This is a genomic window from Vibrio sp. 10N.261.51.C6 (assembly GCF_041471785.1).
GTDB lineage: Bacteria > Pseudomonadota > Gammaproteobacteria > Enterobacterales > Vibrionaceae > Vibrio > Vibrio crassostreae_C.
Genome location: NZ_JBFRPB010000012.1, coordinates 58,883 through 76,479 on the forward strand (window position 1 = coordinate 58,883; position 17,597 = coordinate 76,479).

General features: G+C 44.4%; 17 protein-coding genes and 2 pseudogenes. 7 read left to right on the forward strand and 12 right to left on the reverse strand.

Translation table 11 applies throughout. The annotated features are described in order from the left end of the window. The first annotated feature begins 652 nt into the window (after positions 1 to 652). Positions 653 to 862 carry a hypothetical protein gene (locus AB4375_RS02910; RefSeq protein ID WP_372050995.1) on the forward strand — a complete coding sequence of 70 codons (210 nt, stop codon included), beginning with the start codon at positions 653 to 655 and terminating at the stop codon, positions 860 to 862. Between the two features lie 230 nt (positions 863 to 1,092). Here AB4375_RS02910 and AB4375_RS02915 read toward each other — a convergent pair whose 3' ends face one another. Further along, complete coding sequence (locus AB4375_RS02915) at positions 1,093 to 1,686, reverse strand: hypothetical protein (protein ID WP_372050996.1); 594 nt, start codon at positions 1,684 to 1,686, stop codon at positions 1,093 to 1,095. A 253-nt stretch (positions 1,687 to 1,939) separates the two neighbouring features. Between AB4375_RS02915 and AB4375_RS02920 the strand changes: the two genes are divergently transcribed. Both AB4375_RS02920 and AB4375_RS02925 read left to right on the forward strand, forming a co-directional pair. Further along, entirely contained in the window at positions 1,940 to 2,113 is a 174-nt protein-coding gene (locus AB4375_RS02920; protein WP_170963070.1) for a hypothetical protein, read from the forward strand. Positions 2,114 to 2,338: 225 nt separating this feature from the next. Then, positions 2,339 to 2,878 (forward strand): DUF3332 domain-containing protein, encoded by a 540-nt coding sequence (locus AB4375_RS02925; protein WP_017061899.1) that lies wholly within the window; start codon positions 2,339 to 2,341, stop codon positions 2,876 to 2,878. A 112-nt stretch (positions 2,879 to 2,990) separates the two neighbouring features. On the opposite strand, the gene AB4375_RS02930 is transcribed toward AB4375_RS02925, so the two are convergent. The 4 genes and pseudogenes from AB4375_RS02930 to AB4375_RS02945 form a co-directional block, all read right to left on the reverse strand. Beyond that, a complete protein-coding gene (locus AB4375_RS02930; RefSeq protein WP_017061900.1) occupies positions 2,991 to 3,650 on the reverse strand; it encodes a potassium channel family protein in 660 nt (219 codons plus the stop codon). Then, on the reverse strand, positions 3,651 to 4,751 hold the full coding sequence (locus tag AB4375_RS02935; protein ID WP_017068458.1) for an AI-2E family transporter: 1,101 nt from the start codon (positions 4,749 to 4,751) through the stop codon (positions 3,651 to 3,653). Positions 4,752 to 4,773: 22 nt separating this feature from the next. Beyond that, positions 4,774 to 5,682, reverse strand: coding sequence for a DUF2955 domain-containing protein (locus AB4375_RS02940; RefSeq protein ID WP_372050997.1), 909 nt, complete (start codon positions 5,680 to 5,682; stop codon positions 4,774 to 4,776). Continuing rightward, positions 5,681 to 6,478 (reverse strand): annotated as a pseudogene (locus AB4375_RS02945) (HlyD family secretion protein); the annotation flags it as partial. The pseudogene AB4375_RS02945 and the gene AB4375_RS02940, both read right to left, overlap by 2 nt. A 159-nt stretch (positions 6,479 to 6,637) precedes the next feature. Between AB4375_RS02945 and AB4375_RS02950 the strand changes: the two are divergent. Beyond that, a complete protein-coding gene (locus tag AB4375_RS02950; protein WP_017072267.1) occupies positions 6,638 to 7,633 on the forward strand; it encodes an AraC family transcriptional regulator in 996 nt (331 codons plus the stop codon). A 36-nt stretch (positions 7,634 to 7,669) separates the two neighbouring features. Here AB4375_RS02950 and AB4375_RS02955 read toward each other — a convergent pair whose 3' ends face one another. Both AB4375_RS02955 and AB4375_RS02960 read right to left on the reverse strand, forming a co-directional pair. After that, positions 7,670 to 8,731: a diguanylate cyclase gene (locus tag AB4375_RS02955; RefSeq protein ID WP_372050998.1), complete on the reverse strand. Its 1,062-nt coding sequence runs from the start codon at positions 8,729 to 8,731 to the stop codon at positions 7,670 to 7,672. A 274-nt stretch (positions 8,732 to 9,005) separates the two neighbouring features. Further along, positions 9,006 to 9,434, reverse strand: a complete 429-nt coding sequence (locus AB4375_RS02960) for a PACE efflux transporter (protein WP_372050999.1) — start codon at positions 9,432 to 9,434, stop codon at positions 9,006 to 9,008. Positions 9,435 to 9,572: 138 nt separating this feature from the next. On the opposite strand from AB4375_RS02960, the gene AB4375_RS02965 reads away from it, so the two are divergent. Both AB4375_RS02965 and AB4375_RS02970 read left to right on the forward strand, forming a co-directional pair. Further along, positions 9,573 to 10,475 (forward strand): LysR family transcriptional regulator, encoded by a 903-nt coding sequence (locus AB4375_RS02965; RefSeq protein WP_102393602.1) that lies wholly within the window; start codon positions 9,573 to 9,575, stop codon positions 10,473 to 10,475. Positions 10,476 to 10,898: 423 nt separating this feature from the next. Continuing rightward, positions 10,899 to 11,243, forward strand: coding sequence for a hypothetical protein (locus AB4375_RS02970; protein WP_017064409.1), 345 nt, complete (start codon positions 10,899 to 10,901; stop codon positions 11,241 to 11,243). Positions 11,244 to 11,343: 100 nt separating this feature from the next. Here the strand turns inward: AB4375_RS02970 and thiE are convergent, their stop codons facing one another. Continuing rightward, positions 11,344 to 11,961 (reverse strand): thiamine phosphate synthase, encoded by a 618-nt coding sequence (gene thiE / locus AB4375_RS02975; RefSeq protein ID WP_372051000.1) that lies wholly within the window; start codon positions 11,959 to 11,961, stop codon positions 11,344 to 11,346. A 261-nt stretch (positions 11,962 to 12,222) separates the two neighbouring features. Here thiE and AB4375_RS02980 point away from each other — a divergent pair, with 261 nt between their 5' ends. Then, a complete protein-coding gene (locus tag AB4375_RS02980; protein WP_372051001.1) occupies positions 12,223 to 14,166 on the forward strand; it encodes a methyl-accepting chemotaxis protein in 1,944 nt (647 codons plus the stop codon). Between the two features lie 123 nt (positions 14,167 to 14,289). Here AB4375_RS02980 and thiM read toward each other — a convergent pair whose 3' ends face one another. The 4 genes and pseudogenes from thiM to AB4375_RS03000 all read right to left on the reverse strand — a co-directional run. Next, positions 14,290 to 15,075, reverse strand: coding sequence for a hydroxyethylthiazole kinase (thiM, locus tag AB4375_RS02985; protein ID WP_017064406.1), 786 nt, complete (start codon positions 15,073 to 15,075; stop codon positions 14,290 to 14,292). Positions 15,076 to 15,104: 29 nt separating this feature from the next. After that, positions 15,105 to 15,785, reverse strand: a complete 681-nt coding sequence (gene tenA / locus AB4375_RS02990; RefSeq protein WP_017061912.1) for a thiaminase II — start codon at positions 15,783 to 15,785, stop codon at positions 15,105 to 15,107. A gap of 8 nt (positions 15,786 to 15,793) precedes the next feature. Next, positions 15,794 to 16,750, reverse strand: a complete 957-nt coding sequence (locus AB4375_RS02995) for an ABC transporter substrate-binding protein (RefSeq protein WP_017071988.1) — start codon at positions 16,748 to 16,750, stop codon at positions 15,794 to 15,796. Between the two features lie 46 nt (positions 16,751 to 16,796). After that, a pseudogene (locus AB4375_RS03000) lies at positions 16,797 to 17,531 on the reverse strand (ABC transporter permease); the annotation flags it as partial. Positions 17,532 to 17,597: the final 66 nt, after the last annotated feature.

The window sequence follows — 17,597 nt, forward strand, 5'->3', positions numbered from 1 at the left end:
CGAAGAGGAAAATACTCATCAACCTGAAGAAAAAAACAGATGGGGAAGGCACCCAAAAACCCTGTAATTACAACGCTGAACCCCAAAATCATGGATTGTAATTTACAATGTAAAGATCATATACAACAGAGACTTAATCATCACCAAATTAGCTAATCAATTAAACCCACTAATGACAACGAATACGAACAGCTGAAAAGCCAAGACTCAGTCAGATATCATGGTCAAATCCCTGACCTTCGCTCATTTAACCTTCAGTAACCGATGGTAAATCACCCAAAAATATTTTTGAATTTAATTGAAAATAGGGTTGTAATTTTGAAAACTAGGCGTATAGTTCGCCACCTGGCTCTAATCTATAGAGCTGTTAATGCTAAAGTAAGTCCAAGTTCCACATAGACAGTTCTCGATTCCCTCGTTACACCATCTCTGCGTCAGCTTTCACCCAGATAGTCATTCAATAGCTTTTAAATTCGATCCTACTACCGATCTATCGTCATTTGCTCTTTTGTCAGCGAAGTCAGAATAGATCGAGCACTTAAATACAAATGTAATAAACACAAGGCACAGTTATGTCACGCAGAACAACACGACAAACCCATTGGTACCAACTATCACGCGAAAAAACAGTCAATAAACTAAAAGGTAATAAATGCTCAAGATTAAAATAGATTTACACAAAGAAGAGATTTCATGGTTCACCGAGATTCGACAGCTCAATAGCGATATACTCCACCGCCACATATTGCCCAAGCTACAACATCACAGCTATCTCATCGACTTTGAATTTAATGAACGAGAAAGCATCGGAACTATCGTTTCAGGCAACGGAAACACCCTAGGACATTTCACACTCCTATAGCATTTCCCAAAGGCTACAAAAGAAACACCATCTAGTCCCAAAGATGTAAAAGATGTCACCCTCAATTCGCTCTAGCAGAACAAAATAGAGTAGAAGTAAAACAGATCTGAAACCTAGCCCTTTTTGCATTTCACACGCGGCTAACGCTAGCTAGGTTATCGTACTTCTATTGAAACCAACTTATATCAAACTCTAAATCACCATTGAGTCATTATCAGTGCATTCATGGACTAATAAGTTAACGGCATCGACCTTAACTTCTGATCAAGAGTATATAAGTGTTCTGCAGCTTGCATGTGTTGAGGGTAATCACTGAACTTCTCACGATTCTCCTCATTCATCTTACATGTCTCATCCACCAGCATTAACTTCCAATACAGCTTCGTTGTATGCAACATCGCCAGTAACGGTTTGAACACCTCTTTCTCATAAGCTTGAATCAACTCTTCAATCAACTCTTCACGTTCGTCTTCGCTTGCGATTGAACCCTCGGTTGCCGACAACACTTTTTGATACTTCAGGTTTTGTTGCAGCTTATCCATGACCGTTTGGTTTTCTTCCGCTAAGTCAACAAGCTTCGACTTAATGATGTTTACCCAATTCGCTTGGCTCAGTACTGTGTCATCAACGCTGGTAAAATCTTCTCGTATTTGTCGTTCAACATCTTTTTGAGCTTTCTTTAAAACCGCACGCACCTTTTGGAAAGGCAGCCGATACTCCTTACTTAGCTCGATAATCAGTTTATGAAAACCACCATTTGGAAGGTGTAAGTTTTCTTTAAACGTCGCCATTGCAGCTTCTTGCTGTTCGGTAAGGTGAGTCATTCTGTTTCCTATTCTTTATCACTTATGGTGCTGAGCCCGCGATCATACCATTATTACCCTCGTTTTTTCGGTAACTTGATCAGTTACACCTCGCTATGCCGTTAAATTCTCTCAGCCCTTTCTCTTTTGGCTAGTTATTAACCCACTTGGCATAAAATGGTAAATCTCTATCGGCGAAAGTTCGTACATTACGCGCTCAGGGGATATCGCCAGACAGGAGTCGTTACTTACATATGAAAGACAAGCGCGAGAAATGAGAAAACAGATGACCTATTCAGAATACAAAGAATCCGATTTGCATAAGTGCGTGAGCATTGGTTCAGAAGCAATGGTATCCATTGCCAAGTTTGCCTTTAAAGCCACTACCCTTTTATTTCGATTTTTCCGCTGGCTTGTCGTATCGGCTTATACCTACGTGATGAAGTAATTCTATATGGGAGTCGTTGTTTTCATTACGACTTATCTAAATACCCCAAAGCGCGCCCTATTAGGTCGCGCTTTTTTTGTGCCCAGTTTTATACCTAGCTTGATGCCAAAAGTCCGAGTGCATTTTATATCGTCAGTGGCGCTAAATGGTAAAACTGACCATCGAATAAAAACCATACTACACCTGTTCCAACGAAACAGACTTCTAACTTATACAGGTACTAAAATGAAAAAGATTGCACTTAAAATTGTAGGACTAACGGTTTTGGCTTCTGCGCTAACTGGTTGTATCGGTAGTAACGCCGTAACAGGGAAAGTGATGAAATTTAACGTTGAAGTTGTCGATAACCGCTATGCTCGTGCAGGTGTAAACTTCTTATTAGCGCCTGTATACGGTATTACTACCGCAGCAGACTATGTGGTATTCAACTCACTTGAATTCTGGACAGGTAAAAACCCTATCAGCGGTTCACCACACGTATTTGATACAAAAACAGACACGCACTTCAAAGTGAACGATGAGCTGGACCCAAGCCTGAAAGAAGCCCCTGTCGGCCCAATTTCTAACAATCGCACCATTGAAACGGGTGAGATGATTAAGATCGACGAAAACACGATTCAAATGGACATCGTCTATACATCTGGTGAAACAGCGACTCTAACGGGCATCAAAGACGGTCAAAACGTTACCTATTACATGGATGGTCAGCTTGTATCGCAAACAACTATCGCTGAATTAGAGAAGATTCAAGGCACTGAAGCTTAAGGTTCATCGCCCACACAGAGTTCAAACTTAAAGAGACTTTTGAGCTCATAAAATAGAACAAGCCCGGCGATTGCCGGGCTTGTTTGTATGTGCTCTATTATTTGTAAATGCTCTATTGGGACTGAGACTGTGCAAGTCGAATGCTCACCAAACTCGCCACCATGATAGCTAAGTAAAAGCTGCCGATAATGGATTCCATAAACACAAAGAATTGAGCAATAGGCAGAGCTGGTGATATGTCGCCGTAACCAACCGTAGTCAAGGTGATAAAGCTAAAGTACATCGCATTAAACAAGTTCGTCAGCCAGACTTGCTCTTCTAACCCGTTAAAGGCATTAGGAAAGATCTCTAAAATTAACAAGTAGATGGTCGACCAAGCAAACCCTAGCAACAAGTAAATACAGATGGAGCCGATGATGTGATTGGGTGTCACCGTTTTGGCTTTCATCACCTGCTTCAACGCCGAGTAAATGTGTGAAAACAAGAACACAGCCAACGCCGATAGCGTCACTATCGACAGGTTATAGCCTTCCAAAAATGAAAACACGCCAGACACGAGCGCCGTAATCAATAACAGCCCATACCAAGAGCGATACAAGGCTCGCTCTTTATGAATACCGGCAATTGAACTCGCCAACGTAATAATGATAAGAAATAGGATTGTTTTCTGGCCTTGCGGATAAAACTGCTGCATCACCGCGCAACCAAGAAACAACACCAACAGTGCATAGAATAAGAAGTAGAAGTTGTCGTCTTTAGAGACTGGCTTCATCTATTTTCCCTCGACCTCTGCAGGTTTTTTCTCAGTTTCTTGTTGGTTTTTCTCTTCAAGTCCAAGCCACGCCATCATCAGCTCATAGCTTAAACTCAGTATCACAGCACCGACAAACAGACCGACGATGCCTGACATCGCCATTCCGCCCAGTGCACCCAATAGAATTACCAACATTGGAATGTGAGAGCCACGGCTCAGCAATACTGGCTTTAAGATAGCGTCACTGCCGCTCACCAAAATACACCACACTAAGAACAAGCTCGCCGCCAGTGTCGATTCAACGCTGAACATGTAGATGATCGCCGGTAATAGAGCGAGAATCGGTGGAAGTTGGATTATCGCAATGAGCAGCACAGCTAGCGCCCAAAACGCAGCTGCTGGAACGCCTGCAATCACCAAACCGATTGCCGACATCATGGATTGAATCACAGCCACACCAATCACACCTTGCACAACGCTTCGCACGGTCGATTTAGAGAGCTCTACCAACTCTTCACCTTTACCGCCCGTTAAACGCGCCACTAAGTGAGTCACGCCGGTTTTGCATTTATCGGCATTACTCATGAATGCACCCGCAATGATGGTAGAGATGATGAACTGAATAAAGCCGCCACCTAACGAGCCAAGAACAGAAGCCGCTTTCGTCGCAAACTGTTTAAGTTCATCCGCATACTTTATGAAAGTGCCTTCAATATTGTTGGAGGCGGCAACCAAGGTTGAATAAACCTTCTCACCTATGAATGGAATATCTTGTAAGGACTCTTTCGGTTTAGGCAATGACAATGTGCCATCTTGAAGCCCTGTCATCAGGTCAGTCGCGCTGGTGTAGATACCAGAAGAAAGCGCCGCCAAAGGAATAAATAGAAGAATCACACCAATAAAGCTCAGCAATGCACTGGCTTTACCTTTCGACATCCCGGTTTTATTTGAAATTGCGACCGCCACTGGATACAACGCAGTCGCAATGATCGCACCCCATATCACCAGAAGAATGAATGGGCGCAAAATCGAAAAACACCAATACACGAGCATGGCAATCGCTGCGATCTTGATGGCAGCGTCTATCGCCTGTTTTGAAAAATCATCGGTTAACTTCATGAGACGTCCTTGTTAGACAAAATTAAGGCTGATTTTGTAGAAACTTCCAATTCCGTGTTTCTAGGAATAGAGAAGCCAAAATCATATATATGCCAATTAACACTAATTGGAATATGCGTATAAGAGTGTTGCTATCGATGTCACCGGAGCTCATCAACGTGCTACCAACCAGTACGAGCAACGTACTAAATGCAGTGGCGAAAATAGGTGCTTTTTCGGGAACAGTGTAGATCTTGGTAGCCATAAGAATGGCAATAAGTCCTATAAACAAAGAATAGAAGACAATGTTGGGTACTATAGAAAGAATTGAAAAAGCAGCAATCGCCAGCAATCCCCCGATACCGTTACTTATCACCAAAAAAGCGCTCAACTTTATCGACTTCTCTGACGTAATCATCAACGATAACAACGCAATGAACATCATTGTCAGTAAAGCTTCAGATATTTGAAAAATAAAGAAAAAGCACACCACTGGATAGGAGATAATCATCGCCCTAAAGGCCACATACCAACGCTGTTTCTTTTCGAGTGGCGCAGCAGCAAAGCCTGAGAACGCCGATTTTGGCTCAGGGAAAAATACATGCACTAACGCAAAAAGCATGACTGAAACGCCAGGGTTATCAATCGCCATGAATGGCAACATCAAAACCGCAATCAACAGTATGGTGGCAAACAGGTTCCATTTTGGGTCGACAAACAAGTAGTAACCCCACAGCATCATTAACCCCACTAAAATCAGCAATGGGATTGGATAATGGGTAATTCCTCGCGACAGTAATAAACCTAACCCCATTGTCACCACAACGGCCAAGAGCAATTCGTAGACCGTTTCCTTATGGAGATTTGGTTTATCAATTAAGAACTTAGCTGTGAACACTGGCGCCACAAACGCAAGTGGCCAGTTTATCCACGCCGCCAAGAAAACAGCCAACGTGACCTAGGCTGTTCTCTCGATAATAAGCTTCAATCCAAATATCTTCGGTTGAAACAAAGGTCATGATTGCTTGCCCTGCTGATGCATAGAAACCTTCAGACAGGCTAAAGTTAGAGACACCACCTTGTGTCGGTGCAGTCATCACGGTGCGTTCTAGATTCAATTGAGCTTGTTCAAGTGCCAGCAACGCCGCTTTCACTTGGCTATTTTCTTCGCCTTCTTTACCCATTTGTTTCTTAGCACGGTCAAGGTCAGCTTCTGCATTCACAACCGCCGCACTAGAGGTCGCTAATGCTGCTCGCGCTTTATCTGCATCTGATTTAGAAACGACACCTTTATCGGCCATCTCTAAAACACGCTTAGCTTGCAGTTTGGTATTTTGTCTTTCAACAATGGCTGAGGTGAGTTTCGCTTGTGCTGAAGCAATGCTCGCGGTTTGAGCGCCGACATTTTGGCCTGCAATCTCTAAATTTTGCTCGGCTTGTTGTACGGCTATTTGGTAATCAGACTCATCTAAAATGGCTAGCTTATCGCCTTGATTAACCAGTTGGTTAGGTTGAACAAGAATATCGAGCACTTTATCCGACACCTCAGGTTTGATTGGAACGATATAACCTTTGACACGAGCATTATCAGTAATAGGGATGATGCGGTCTGAAATGATACTGAAGATCAACATGAACGCTACGAACAACAATAAGTAGTTGGTGACCTTTCTTACTTTGTCTTTTCCATTTTCTTGCTGGCCAACTTCTTCCTTGGCTTCTTGCGCATTCCCGTTGACTTCTGACATGGGACTCCCTTCTAGATAACTAACATCAACAAAATTAATACTTTAAAAATAAGCCCGGTGATGGAAAACTCAAGTAAATAGGGTTAGATTTAGTAAACAAAACGTTGCAAATGATATGCACGTCTAATAGTGCGACAATATATACAGGATTGTATTCCAATGAGCTCTAGTCACTACCAAGTCCCGGTAATTCAAACGAACTACGCCAAAATTCTGGTTCAGGTTTTTTCTGACTATGGTCTCGACCTCCACCTTTTGCTCAAAGATTCTGGTTTACCGCCCGATCTCATTGAATCAGAAAGCGACTTTGTGCCATCAGAATCGATTAAACGTTTGATTTATCTGACATCCGCCCAACTTGGCGTATCTCGGTTCACCGATATTCTTGGACTCGCATTTCGACGTCGAATCATCCCAAATGTCTTGCATCAATTTACCGAATTCGAAACCATTGGCGATGCACTAAAACAGATCAATTCAATCTTTGCCTATGATTCACCAGGCAGCAAAGTCGAGTTTATCCAAGAACACGGTCAGAACTGGTTTTGCCGGACAGCCCCGGAAGACAACTCCCCTATGTTTCAATGGGGCGAAGCTTTCGCTGTTATTTATATCATCGAGTTAATAACCATTTTATCGCAATCACCATGGTTACCGACTAAAGTTCGCTTGCAAGGGCATGACATCGATGTCGTCAAAACACTGGTATCAAGTAACTGCCAACTGTTTGTTGATCATTCGTCGACTGCTGTGCAGATTCCTGATGAGATCTTACAACTCCCAATCCGTCTTACGTCTAAAGACCTCAGTACAAAACCGACACTTATTGAGTGGCATACCAGCTTTACCGATAGTATTTATGAGCTTCTAAAACCGTACATGAAAGAACAAGACCTCTCTCTTGAAGAGGCGGCAGAGCTGCTCAACTTTTCAGTGCGAACGTTCCAACGCAAACTCAAGAATGAAAACACCACTTATCGAAAGATCAAAGAGAACCTGATGTTTTCTGTAGCTTGCGAGCTGATGGAAGAAGGCCACACGCTGACCTACATTTCTAGCCAACTCGGTTACACCAACATCTCTCATTTTTCTCGTGCATTTAAGCGTGTGTCTGGCCTTACGCCGAAGATTTACCAACGCTCAATCTCGGCTTAGGCTTCGCTCGATTGATTAACCAAGCACGGCCTACATCTAACCAAGGGCAATTGGAGTAGCACAGCCTGGGCTAGAGCTACACACTCTATTTCGCCCGTTACCTTTAGCGCGGTAAAGTGCCTTATCTGCACTGCGATAGGTCGCTTCGGCTTGCGCCTGTATTTCAGACACACCACTGCTCACGGTCAGGTTCAATGTTGTCCCTTTGGTAATCACTTCTTTCAGTCGATACATCGCCTCAAACGCTTCTGCCAAATTGGTTTCAGGCATCAAGATAGCGAACTCTTCTCCGCCTACTCGCGCGACGATATCAGTGTCTCGGCTGTTGTTTCTCAACAGTTCAGCGACCTCTTTCAGCGCTGAATCACCTTGGTCATGACCGTGATTATCATTGATAGCCTTGAAGTGATCTAAATCGATCAACGCCAAACAGGAATGTGTGTAACCATAACGCTCTGCCAGGTTAGAATAATGTTTTAAGTCGTTATCAAAGCGGCGTCGATTCCAGCACCCTGTCAGTGAATCCGTTTCCACCAGCATTCTTAATCGACGCTCCAATATCTTGCGTCGGCTAATATCCGTAAAGGTCACCACGTACTTGTTATTGTGCGGCAGAATTTCAGTTAGCTTTTCCACCACAACGTTTACGGTAAACTGCTCACCAAGTCGACTGACGCCACTCAACTCACCTTTCCATCTCTGGTTTTCCTTCAGTGAGCGAGTAATGGTCGTGATTAGGCTGCTGTTATTCATAAAACAGAGATCAGAAATCGGACGAGATTCGACTTGGTCAAAGGCATAACCTGAAACCCGAGAGAATTGTTGATTCACTTGTATGACCCTCAATTGACTATCGAGGACAATAAAACCTGCGACACCATCAATGATCGCTTCCGACAAGTTATTCTTGCTTTGAGCCATTTCATGTCGATAAAGGCGTGCGGTAATAAGAGTGCTAAGTAAAAACAACGCACACACCGAAAAAACCATGGCTGACGTAGAAGCAATACTCAGCAACCACAAGCTAAATGCCATATTGAGGACAAGTGCAGACACCACGTATAGCGGCATTTTTCGGTCATAACTTAACTTGTTCATAGTTTGCTCTGGTGATGGGCGAATGACTATGATGGCTAAGTTTTGATTAAGATATTTACCATTTTACGACACATACAAATTCAAATTACATATCGAACAATAAGTGCATAGGGTTACACTAACTATTAAGCGGAAGAGATTGAAAAGATTCGAGACCGCCACTTTGAATGCCAACCAGTGCCGGGTTACCTAGGCCTACTAACCGAATATCTCCGTCAAAATAACGAATAAACAAACGGTTAGTGGCCAAGCTCGTGTTTACTGACTTGGTAGATTACTGAACGGCTAAGTCCGCTCTGCGTACCCAGAATGCTCGTATATGATCATAAATCAGATTAAACACAAACGTGTAAATGGTAATAAAAATGGTCACGCCGATATCCATTAAAAATGCCTGCCAAATCCCCACATCAAGTAAGTAAGCCATCACTGGGATCGTCGCCACCAGCAAGCCTGCCTCAAATAGCACGACATGAAAAACACGTAATTTGAGCGAACGCTTTGATTTTTCACCCGTGAAATAACGATCAAAAATACGGTTAAAACAGTAGTTCCAAATCATCGCGATGGTCGCAACAACTATCATGGTTTCTGATAAGGCATTCACATCATGATCGGTAAATATCGCTAAGCCTATAATTGATAGTGTGACGGCCAATACTTCAAATAACACAGAGTGGAACACTCTTTCTAACGTACTCATACATTCCTCTAAATAATCTATTACGTGTTGGATTGGTCGAGATTATGTCACCTGAAATAATAAGAGAAAGTTAACAGCCATCACGAATAGTGATAGCCTAGGAGTTATTACTCCCTTTGGTATTGAGCGAGAGATAACATGTACAGTTTTGAGCAATTAAAAGTCTTCGTCACTGTGTGTGAAAGTGGCTCTTTCTCTGCCGCCGCTCGCAAACTGAAACGAGCTCAGTCTGGGGTAAGCCAATCGATAGCCAACCTCGAAATTGCCATTGACCAAGAGCTGTTTAACCGAGAGAAAAACATCCCCGTTTTAACCAGCAAAGGTAAAGCGTTATTGCCTGTGGCTAAGTCCATTCTTGACCAGCAAAAGTACTTCGATCAAAAAGTAGAATCGCTGACCCAAGAAGATGAGCACGAACTGATCATTGCGGTTGATGAAAGCATCATAGATAAGAACTTCATTAAGATAATCAGCTCACTCGCCGATCAATTTCCAATCACACACTTCGATATCATTACCACCTCAACCTTTGATGTTGAAGACCTAGTAAGACGAGGAAATGCACAGATTGGCATCATCTACGCGGATGGCGAACTGAAGGTCGATATGGATTTCTTTTTGCTGGGCCAAGCGCGTTTCCTAACTGTTAGCTCTGCCACTCACGAACTGAGTCGCATGTCCGTTGTACAAGACTCAGACCTAAAGCGCTATCGCCAATGTGTGCATCGCAGCTCAAAGCAGCGCGAACTGTGGTTCACCTATGGTATTAGCTCGATGCGTTGGTATGCGAACAACCACAAGAACATTGTTGATCTCGTTGAACAAAACGTGGGTTGGGCAAATGTGCCCGAGATGATGGTGATGGAAGGCATTCAAAAAGGCGATATTGTGGCGTTACCTGTCTCACACGAGCATGGTGGTTGGATTACTCCAGTAGGTTGTTTAGTTTCTCGCAGCCACATCAATGGCCCAGTTCTCACCAGCCTTATTGAGCAGCTTAAGGGGCACTCACTGCAGTACAATCAATGGCAAGCCAACTAGCCTCCCCTGTTTACAAATCATCTCTATTTTCAAAACATCGTCAATTCAGAGATTCAATATCGGCATGGAACACACCACCGCTACCTCATTTCTGCTTATCTTGCCGATAAATATCTTTGTCGTGTGGATAAAACACCCTAGTTGATGTCCCAAAGTGACATAACTACACTGCGATCCCAACGGGTTTGTCTTTTCAAACGAATATAGACAGGCCCAAATCGCTCTTTAACACCACTGACCCAACTTCAAATCTCCCAGATAAGCGCTCAGCCTTGCCGTTGCTTATATCGGTTTCAAATAGATCACTTTTTGAATATTAATTCGCACCCAGTTTATGAGCGCTCTTTGAGTGCTTTTTTATATCTAAATGAACCTTTTGGAAGATTTGTCGTGAACGTTTTAAGAAATATTTGCCCTGAGAAAATGGGTAAAGAGCGTAACAAACGAGAGTATGATTTACGCGTACTTAATTGTGTCAGTGAAAGCGAATATGAATCGCGTATGGCGGTTTGGAATAGCCTAGCGTTAACTGCTACTCCGTCTGCTTCGGAAACAAAGGGCTTCATCGATGAGTCTTTCAACAAGCTTCAACAAGACCTGAAAGAAGCTAGCCGTGAGTTATCGATTAACTACACGGACTTCATCGCAATGGCGCATGAAGAGATCAACTACATTAAGGTGTTTGTGGCTGATAAAACAGCACAATACGGTTGGTACGCTGCGATCGTTCTTATGGTCATCGGCACGGTTGCTCTGTGTATTCAGTAAGTTAGACCACAAATTTTACTGGCTACTGCATCGAGCGCTTTAATGCGCTCTAACTAGAAAACAAATGACGAGTCTCATTTGTTTTCTAGCCACCACAAACTCACTCTCCCATCAAAAACAACAAATCTTGGGTCGCTTGTTTCGGGTCTTCTGCGTGACATATCGCTGATACCAACGCTAATCCATGAATGCCCGTTTCAGTCAGCTGAGGAATGTTCGATTCGTTGATGCCGCCAATCCCGACAATCGGAAGCTTGGTCGTTTCTAACGCCATTTGAATACCTTCGTAACCCCAGTGTTTCTTGAGGTTTGTCTTAGTCGGTGTGGCAAAAATCGCACTGAGACCAATGTAATCGATCGGCAAACTATCTGCTTGTTGTAGCTGCTGTTCAGTTTCAATTGATAACCCAAGAATCTTGTCTGAACCAATCAGCTTACGTGCTAACTCTGCAGGCATATCCGATTGACCCAGATGCAAACCATCGGCGTCGACAGCCAATGCTACGTCCACTCGGTCATTGATGATCAGCGGAACACCTGAGCCAGCCAGAATCGACTTAACCGCTTGTGCTCGTTCAATGAAGGCTCTTACGTCCCCATGTTTTTCTCTTACTTGAACCATAGTGACGCCACCAGCAACCGCTTGTTCAACCACGAATTTAAGCGTTTCTAGATCTTGTTGGTCGTCAGTCACCAGATAAAGTTTATAAGGGTTCATCGCGTACCTTTGAAGTCGATTTCTAAAATTGGTTTTCTGCCATTTTACCGACAAATCACATCCTATGCATGGAAGTTAGCACTTAATTCCTTAAGTTAGGCGGTTGAATTCAAATACGCAACTCGTTGAAAGCATGTCGAAAAACCCGATTTTTCTAACAAAAGCGTTACTTATTACACAAACTATTCGCTTTAGCATGCCCAGAATGCTGTTTTATGAAATACTCCCCTATGAAGGAATCAGGTAAATATAGGGATAGTTATGCGCCACCTTTCTATAGCGCTCAAGATCAAGCTGGGTTATGCCATCTGCTTGCTCTTTTTCGTCATTTCAGGCCTTGTGAGTTACAAAGGTATTCAAACCTTGTCGAACGGCTTTAGCCAGTACAGTGACCTCAGCCACAAGGCGACATTGTCAGGCAACATTCAAGTGCACTTTCTTCAGATGCGTTTAGCTTCTGAACGTTACTTAGAGTCATTGGATGATCAATACGAAGCGAATTATCAATCGAGCAAACTTGCGATTGATGAACTGCTGAACAACTTAATCCAAACCACCACCAATACTGATAGCTTGTCGAGCCTGCAATTAGTGCAAGACAGCGTTGCAGCTTTTGATGCGGCTTATGGTTCAATGAAACAGAGCCAACTGCTCATTGACCAGTTAGTGAACGTGGAAATGGTCACACGAGAAACCAACGCACTGAAAGCGGCTCAGAGCTTATTGTATGAGTCATACAATAACAACGATCCAAACGCGAGCTTGTACGCAGGCATGTTGATGGAGAACTTCCTCGCCGCCAAGATCACTGTGCTGAGTTACTCAAACAACAACGACCTCAAAACCTATGAAGCTGGTAAAGACATTTTTGAATATGCTCTGCCAGGTATCGAAGGCGATATTGAATCTCTTAAATCATCTCCTTATCAAAGTGAACTGATTGAAGATTTCTCTAACCAACGTGAAGCCTATGCGAAAGGCTTTGAGCAAGTTCATCAACAGATGATTGAGAACACTCAAAGAACCGCGACCCTCGCCTCTATTGGCGACAGCTTAGCGATTTCGGTAGCTGATGCTCAGAGCATTCTAGAACAACAGAAACAAGCATTAACACCAGTACTGCAAGCCAGTGAAAAACGTTCAGTTCAAATCATCATATTGCTGACGGGTGTGGCTTTAGTTATTGGCATGACGAGCGCCGTGTTGGTGACTCGCTCTATTACTAAAGGCATCGCACAAGTTAAACAGATCACCAACGAGCTTTCTCAGGGCAACCTGAATGTGGAAGTGAACATTGAGAGCAAAAATGAGATTGGCGAACTGCTGACTAATATGGAGATCACCATTGAGTCTCTGCGCGATATTGTTGGCCAAGTGAACCGTTCTAGCGTGCGTATTGGTGAGATGTCGGAGTCACTCAATCAAGTGACAAATAACAGCTCGACCAACGCAACACAATTGAACAGTGAAATGATCAATATCTCTTCTGCCGTTGATCAATTAGCTTCCAGCACATCAGAAATTGCGGCAAGTGCTAACCACGCGTCTCAAGTTGCCAACCAAGCCACCGAGAATGTGGCGATGGGACTGAAAGAAGTAGATAAGACACTGCATGAAATTGGTAGCGCCGATGAAAGCATGCAGGTAAGCAGCCAAAAAGTGACCGACCTACATAAAGAGTCGATGAACATTGGTGCCATTCTTGAAGTAATCAAAGGCGTTTCTGAGCAGACCAACCTGTTGGCATTGAATGCGGCTATTGAAGCTGCGCGCGCAGGTGAACAAGGTCGCGGATTTGCAGTAGTAGCCGATGAAGTAAGAACGCTCGCTAAACGTACCCAAGACTCTGCTAGCCAGATTGATGAGCTCATCACCTCATTACAACGTGGCGCTAAAGATGCGTTAGAGTCTATCAAAGAGAGCCACAGCACGGTTTCAGACGCTTCAACGCAGGCGCAGCAAGCTTCTCAGAACTTACATGTGATTAATCAACACATCCAAGATCTGAACCAAGCCAACAGCCAAATCGCGGTGTCGGTTGATGAGCAGGATCGTCTTACCAAATCACTGGGTGAAAACGCGCAAGGTGCAAACACTATTGCTCAAAGCAACCAAGAGTCGGTAAGCAGCATTTCAGGTGCAGCGAGCGACTTAACCGAGGTTGCTCATCACCTAGAGAGCCAAGTTAACCGATTTAGAACCTAGCCAGCCAGTCTATACACAGCTGACACAGTTCCAAACCAGTAATAAAAAGCCCCCTACACATAAGTGTCGGGGGCTTTTTTAAGTTAATCTAACTCTAACTTGTGGCTTAGAGTTAGATTAGCCCTACTGAATCTTCAAGCGTTGAATCAGAGTCTCTTCGTCTAACTGATACAACTCATCAAGCAAGTTAATTTGCAAGCTACCTGGGCCGCGAGAGTTTTCAGCCGCGATTTCACCAACCACACCTAATACCGCTGCTGCCGCCAAACCACTGTCATCACCAACAGCCGCGAAAGCACCCGTCAATGCAGTTAAAGTACACCCCATACCCGTCACATACGGCATCATTTGGTGTCCATTGTTTAACGTCACCACGCTGTCTTTGGTGACAACGTAATCTGTCTCACCAGATATCACCACATTTGCACCGTATTCAGCCACTAAGCACTGTGCAGCACCTAACGCAGCATCACTGCTATCAAGCGCATCAACGCCTTTGCTCTGCGCTTGTTCGCCCGCTAACGCGATAATCTCAGACGCGTTACCACGAATGATCAACTTATCGGCTAAGCGTGCAATTTCACGAGAAGTCTCGGTACGCAACGTACTTGCCCCACAACCCACAGGGTCAAGAACCACAACCTTGTTGTTCGCGTTCGCTTGCTCAACAGCAAAACACATTCTTGGCGTCCAAACACTGTCGAGCGTGCCGATGTTAATCACCAAAGCACCAGAGAAAGACATCATCTCTGCCAGTTCTTGTTGCGAGTGCGCCATAATAGGCGAAGCGCCAATCGCCAATAACGCGTTGGCCGTGTTGTTCATCACTACATAGTTAGTGATGTTCACAACCAGTGGTTTTTGCTCTCGTACTGCGCGTAGCGATTGAATAATTTGTTCAGTAAGCATGGGTAAATCCTTATTCGTGAAAGTCGCTTTTAAGCCGCTGTTGAATCATCAAGAGCGTTCAGCCCTTGCTGCCAAAAAGCCACTTCCATACGCGTTGCGGTTTTGAAGATATGAACGATGTTCTGACCGCGTTCGCTGTTGATATCAATTTCAGCAAGCAACTGATTGAAGTATTCCGCGCCCGTTGCTACGCCAGACTGGAACTCTTCACTGCCATACAGTTGCAGCCAGCTTGCGTATGGGTTGCCTTCCAAAACAGTATCACTGCTTTCTAACAGCGCTTTACCAATCACGGCATAACCGATTGAACACGGAGCCAGTGCCGCATATAAGTCGACAAGATCACCCGTCATACCCGCATCTAGAACGTAGCGCGTGTAGGCAACAGTGCCGAAATCTTCAGGTTCGTTTTCTAAATCCGATTCGGTTAAACCCCACTGACCACAGTAAGTCACATGGTGAGAGATTTCAGAATCTAGCAACGCATGAACACTTGGCAGTGCACGACGCATATCAGCCAAGGTTTTAGCCTTGTAAATTGCCAATGCATAAGCGCGGGCATACTGCTTTAAAAACAGAAAATCTTGCTTCAAGTAATGCAGAAAACACGGCTGAGCGAGTGTGCCGTTTGCCAGCGTTTTAACAAAATCATGCTCGGTGTAGTCTTGCCAATCTTGTTGACAGGCTTGGATTAAGTCTTGGTATTTCATGAGATTCCTTAGTCAAAAGTCGGTACGTAGTCAGCGGCTTTCGGTAGTGATTTGATAATGCCTTTGTCAAACATGAACTGTGCGTAATCGTCGTAACGCTTCATATCTACAGCAGAAGGACGAAGTGCAAAACGAGTCAGCGTGTCGTTCCATGCGCGTTGGTTAAGCTCGCTATTCAACGTATCTGGTGAATACGCCACAAACTCACTCCATGACTCTTGGGGGTGGTTCACAATGTAAGTCGTTGCTTGTTCCAATGCTTTGTTGAACGCTTTGATCGCTTCATCATCGTGTTTCTTTGCGTTCGCAACAAAGATAAGCTCGTCGTAAGCTGGCACACCGTGCTCTTCTGGGAAGAATGCTTTGGCTTTAAATCCTTCAAGGGCTAGCTGGTTCGTTTCGAAGTTACGTAAGCCACCCCAAATTGCATCTACCTTGCCTGATGCCAGTGAAGACGAAAGAGCCCAACCAACATTGATGGTTTGCACATCTGTAAACGCAACGTTTTCCTGAGCCAGCATGGTACCGATCGTCGCTTCTTCATTACCCGCAATCGCGATACCGATCTTCTTGCCTTTCAGATCCGCTAACGAATCGTTCTTGCCGTTATCCAGCACCATGAGTGTGTTCAGTGGTGTCGCAATAAGGGTTGATGCACGAACGAGAGGCAAGCCTGCCGCCACATCCATGGTTAAACTTGGTTGATAGGTTACTGCGAGATCGACCTTACCTGCTGCAACGAGTTTTGCAGGTGTGCTTGGGTCAGCGGGTTCTTGGATTTCAATCTCTAGACCCTGATCTGCAAAGTAACCGCGCTCTTGAGCAATCACAATCGGGCCGTGGTTCGGGTTTACAAACCAATCCAACATCAGTGTCAGTTTTTTCTGTTCAGAGTCCGCTAGAGCATGACCTGAAACCAATGAAGCAAGCAGTGCCACTGCACCTATCAATTTTGTATTTTTCACGGTTAACCTTTCCTTTTGAATATTATTCTTATGTTGAGCGAAGCCATCATTGGTTTTCCCAAGGGATAGCTTTTTTGAGTAATTTATCTGTAACGAAGTAGAGCGAGATAGACAGCACCGCCAAGATGAACAAGGCAGCAAACATCTCATCAATGATCATGCGCGCGTTGGCCTGCAGCATTAGGTAACCTAACCCTTCACTCGAACCAACCCATTCCCCGACTACGGCACCAATTGGCGCAATCACCACCGCTACACGAATGCCAGACGCTAAGGTTGGCAGTGCAGCAGGAAGTTGGATATGGCGGAGCAGTTGCCATTTCGATGCACCCATCGTTTTGGCAAGATCGAGATAGCCTGTCGGTGTATTGCGCAGACCGTCGTAACAACAAGTGGTTACTGGGAAGAAGATAATGATCGCCGCCATCACCACTTTTGAGGCGATGCCATAACCAAGCCACAGCATCAGTACTGGCGCGATAGCAAACACAGGGATCGCTTGGCTGGCAATTAAGATAGGCAATAGCCAACGCTTTAGCGGATCAAACATCAGCATCTGCAGGGCGAAAAACAGCCCCATCGACAAACCGAGTAACAAGCCAAGTAGGATCTGTTGCGCAGTCACCCATGTGTGTTTGAGTAACACATCGTAACGTTCAATCAGCTTTAAAAAGACTTCTGCTGGCGTGGGCAGAATGAAGCTCGGCATCTCGAAGATAACCACAACTAACTGCCATAAACCGAGAATCACAGCACTGCTGATAAGCAAACGAACAACAGGATTCATCTGACGATGGCGTGTAGTGGCAGCCTGTCCGTTAGTTGAATGAGCTACAGCTCCACTTCG

Bases quoted from the DNA above. Each gene is read 5' to 3' on its own strand.
- thiM (WP_017064406.1), bottom strand. From the start codon at position 15,075: ATGCTTACTGAACAAATTATTCAATCGCTACGCGCAGTACGAGAGCAA.
- AB4375_RS02915 (WP_372050996.1), bottom strand. From the start codon at position 1,686: ATGACTCACCTTACCGAACAGCAAGAAGCTGCAATGGCGACGTTTAAA.
- tenA (WP_017061912.1), bottom strand. From the start codon at position 15,785: ATGAAATACCAAGACTTAATCCAAGCCTGTCAACAAGATTGGCAAGAC.
- AB4375_RS02920 (WP_170963070.1), top strand. From the start codon at position 1,940: ATGAGAAAACAGATGACCTATTCAGAATACAAAGAATCCGATTTGCAT.
- thiE (WP_372051000.1), bottom strand. From the start codon at position 11,961: ATGAACCCTTATAAACTTTATCTGGTGACTGACGACCAACAAGATCTA.
- AB4375_RS02965 (WP_102393602.1), top strand. From the start codon at position 9,573: ATGTACAGTTTTGAGCAATTAAAAGTCTTCGTCACTGTGTGTGAAAGT.
- AB4375_RS02925 (WP_017061899.1), top strand. From the start codon at position 2,339: ATGAAAAAGATTGCACTTAAAATTGTAGGACTAACGGTTTTGGCTTCT.
- AB4375_RS02950 (WP_017072267.1), top strand. From the start codon at position 6,638: ATGAGCTCTAGTCACTACCAAGTCCCGGTAATTCAAACGAACTACGCC.
- AB4375_RS02935 (WP_017068458.1), bottom strand. From the start codon at position 4,751: ATGAAGTTAACCGATGATTTTTCAAAACAGGCGATAGACGCTGCCATC.
- AB4375_RS02910 (WP_372050995.1), top strand. From the start codon at position 653: ATGCTCAAGATTAAAATAGATTTACACAAAGAAGAGATTTCATGGTTC.
- AB4375_RS02970 (WP_017064409.1), top strand. From the start codon at position 10,899: ATGGGTAAAGAGCGTAACAAACGAGAGTATGATTTACGCGTACTTAAT.
- AB4375_RS02960 (WP_372050999.1), bottom strand. From the start codon at position 9,434: ATGAGTACGTTAGAAAGAGTGTTCCACTCTGTGTTATTTGAAGTATTG.
- AB4375_RS02980 (WP_372051001.1), top strand. From the start codon at position 12,223: ATGCGCCACCTTTCTATAGCGCTCAAGATCAAGCTGGGTTATGCCATC.
- AB4375_RS02930 (WP_017061900.1), bottom strand. From the start codon at position 3,650: ATGAAGCCAGTCTCTAAAGACGACAACTTCTACTTCTTATTCTATGCA.
- AB4375_RS02955 (WP_372050998.1), bottom strand. From the start codon at position 8,731: ATGAACAAGTTAAGTTATGACCGAAAAATGCCGCTATACGTGGTGTCT.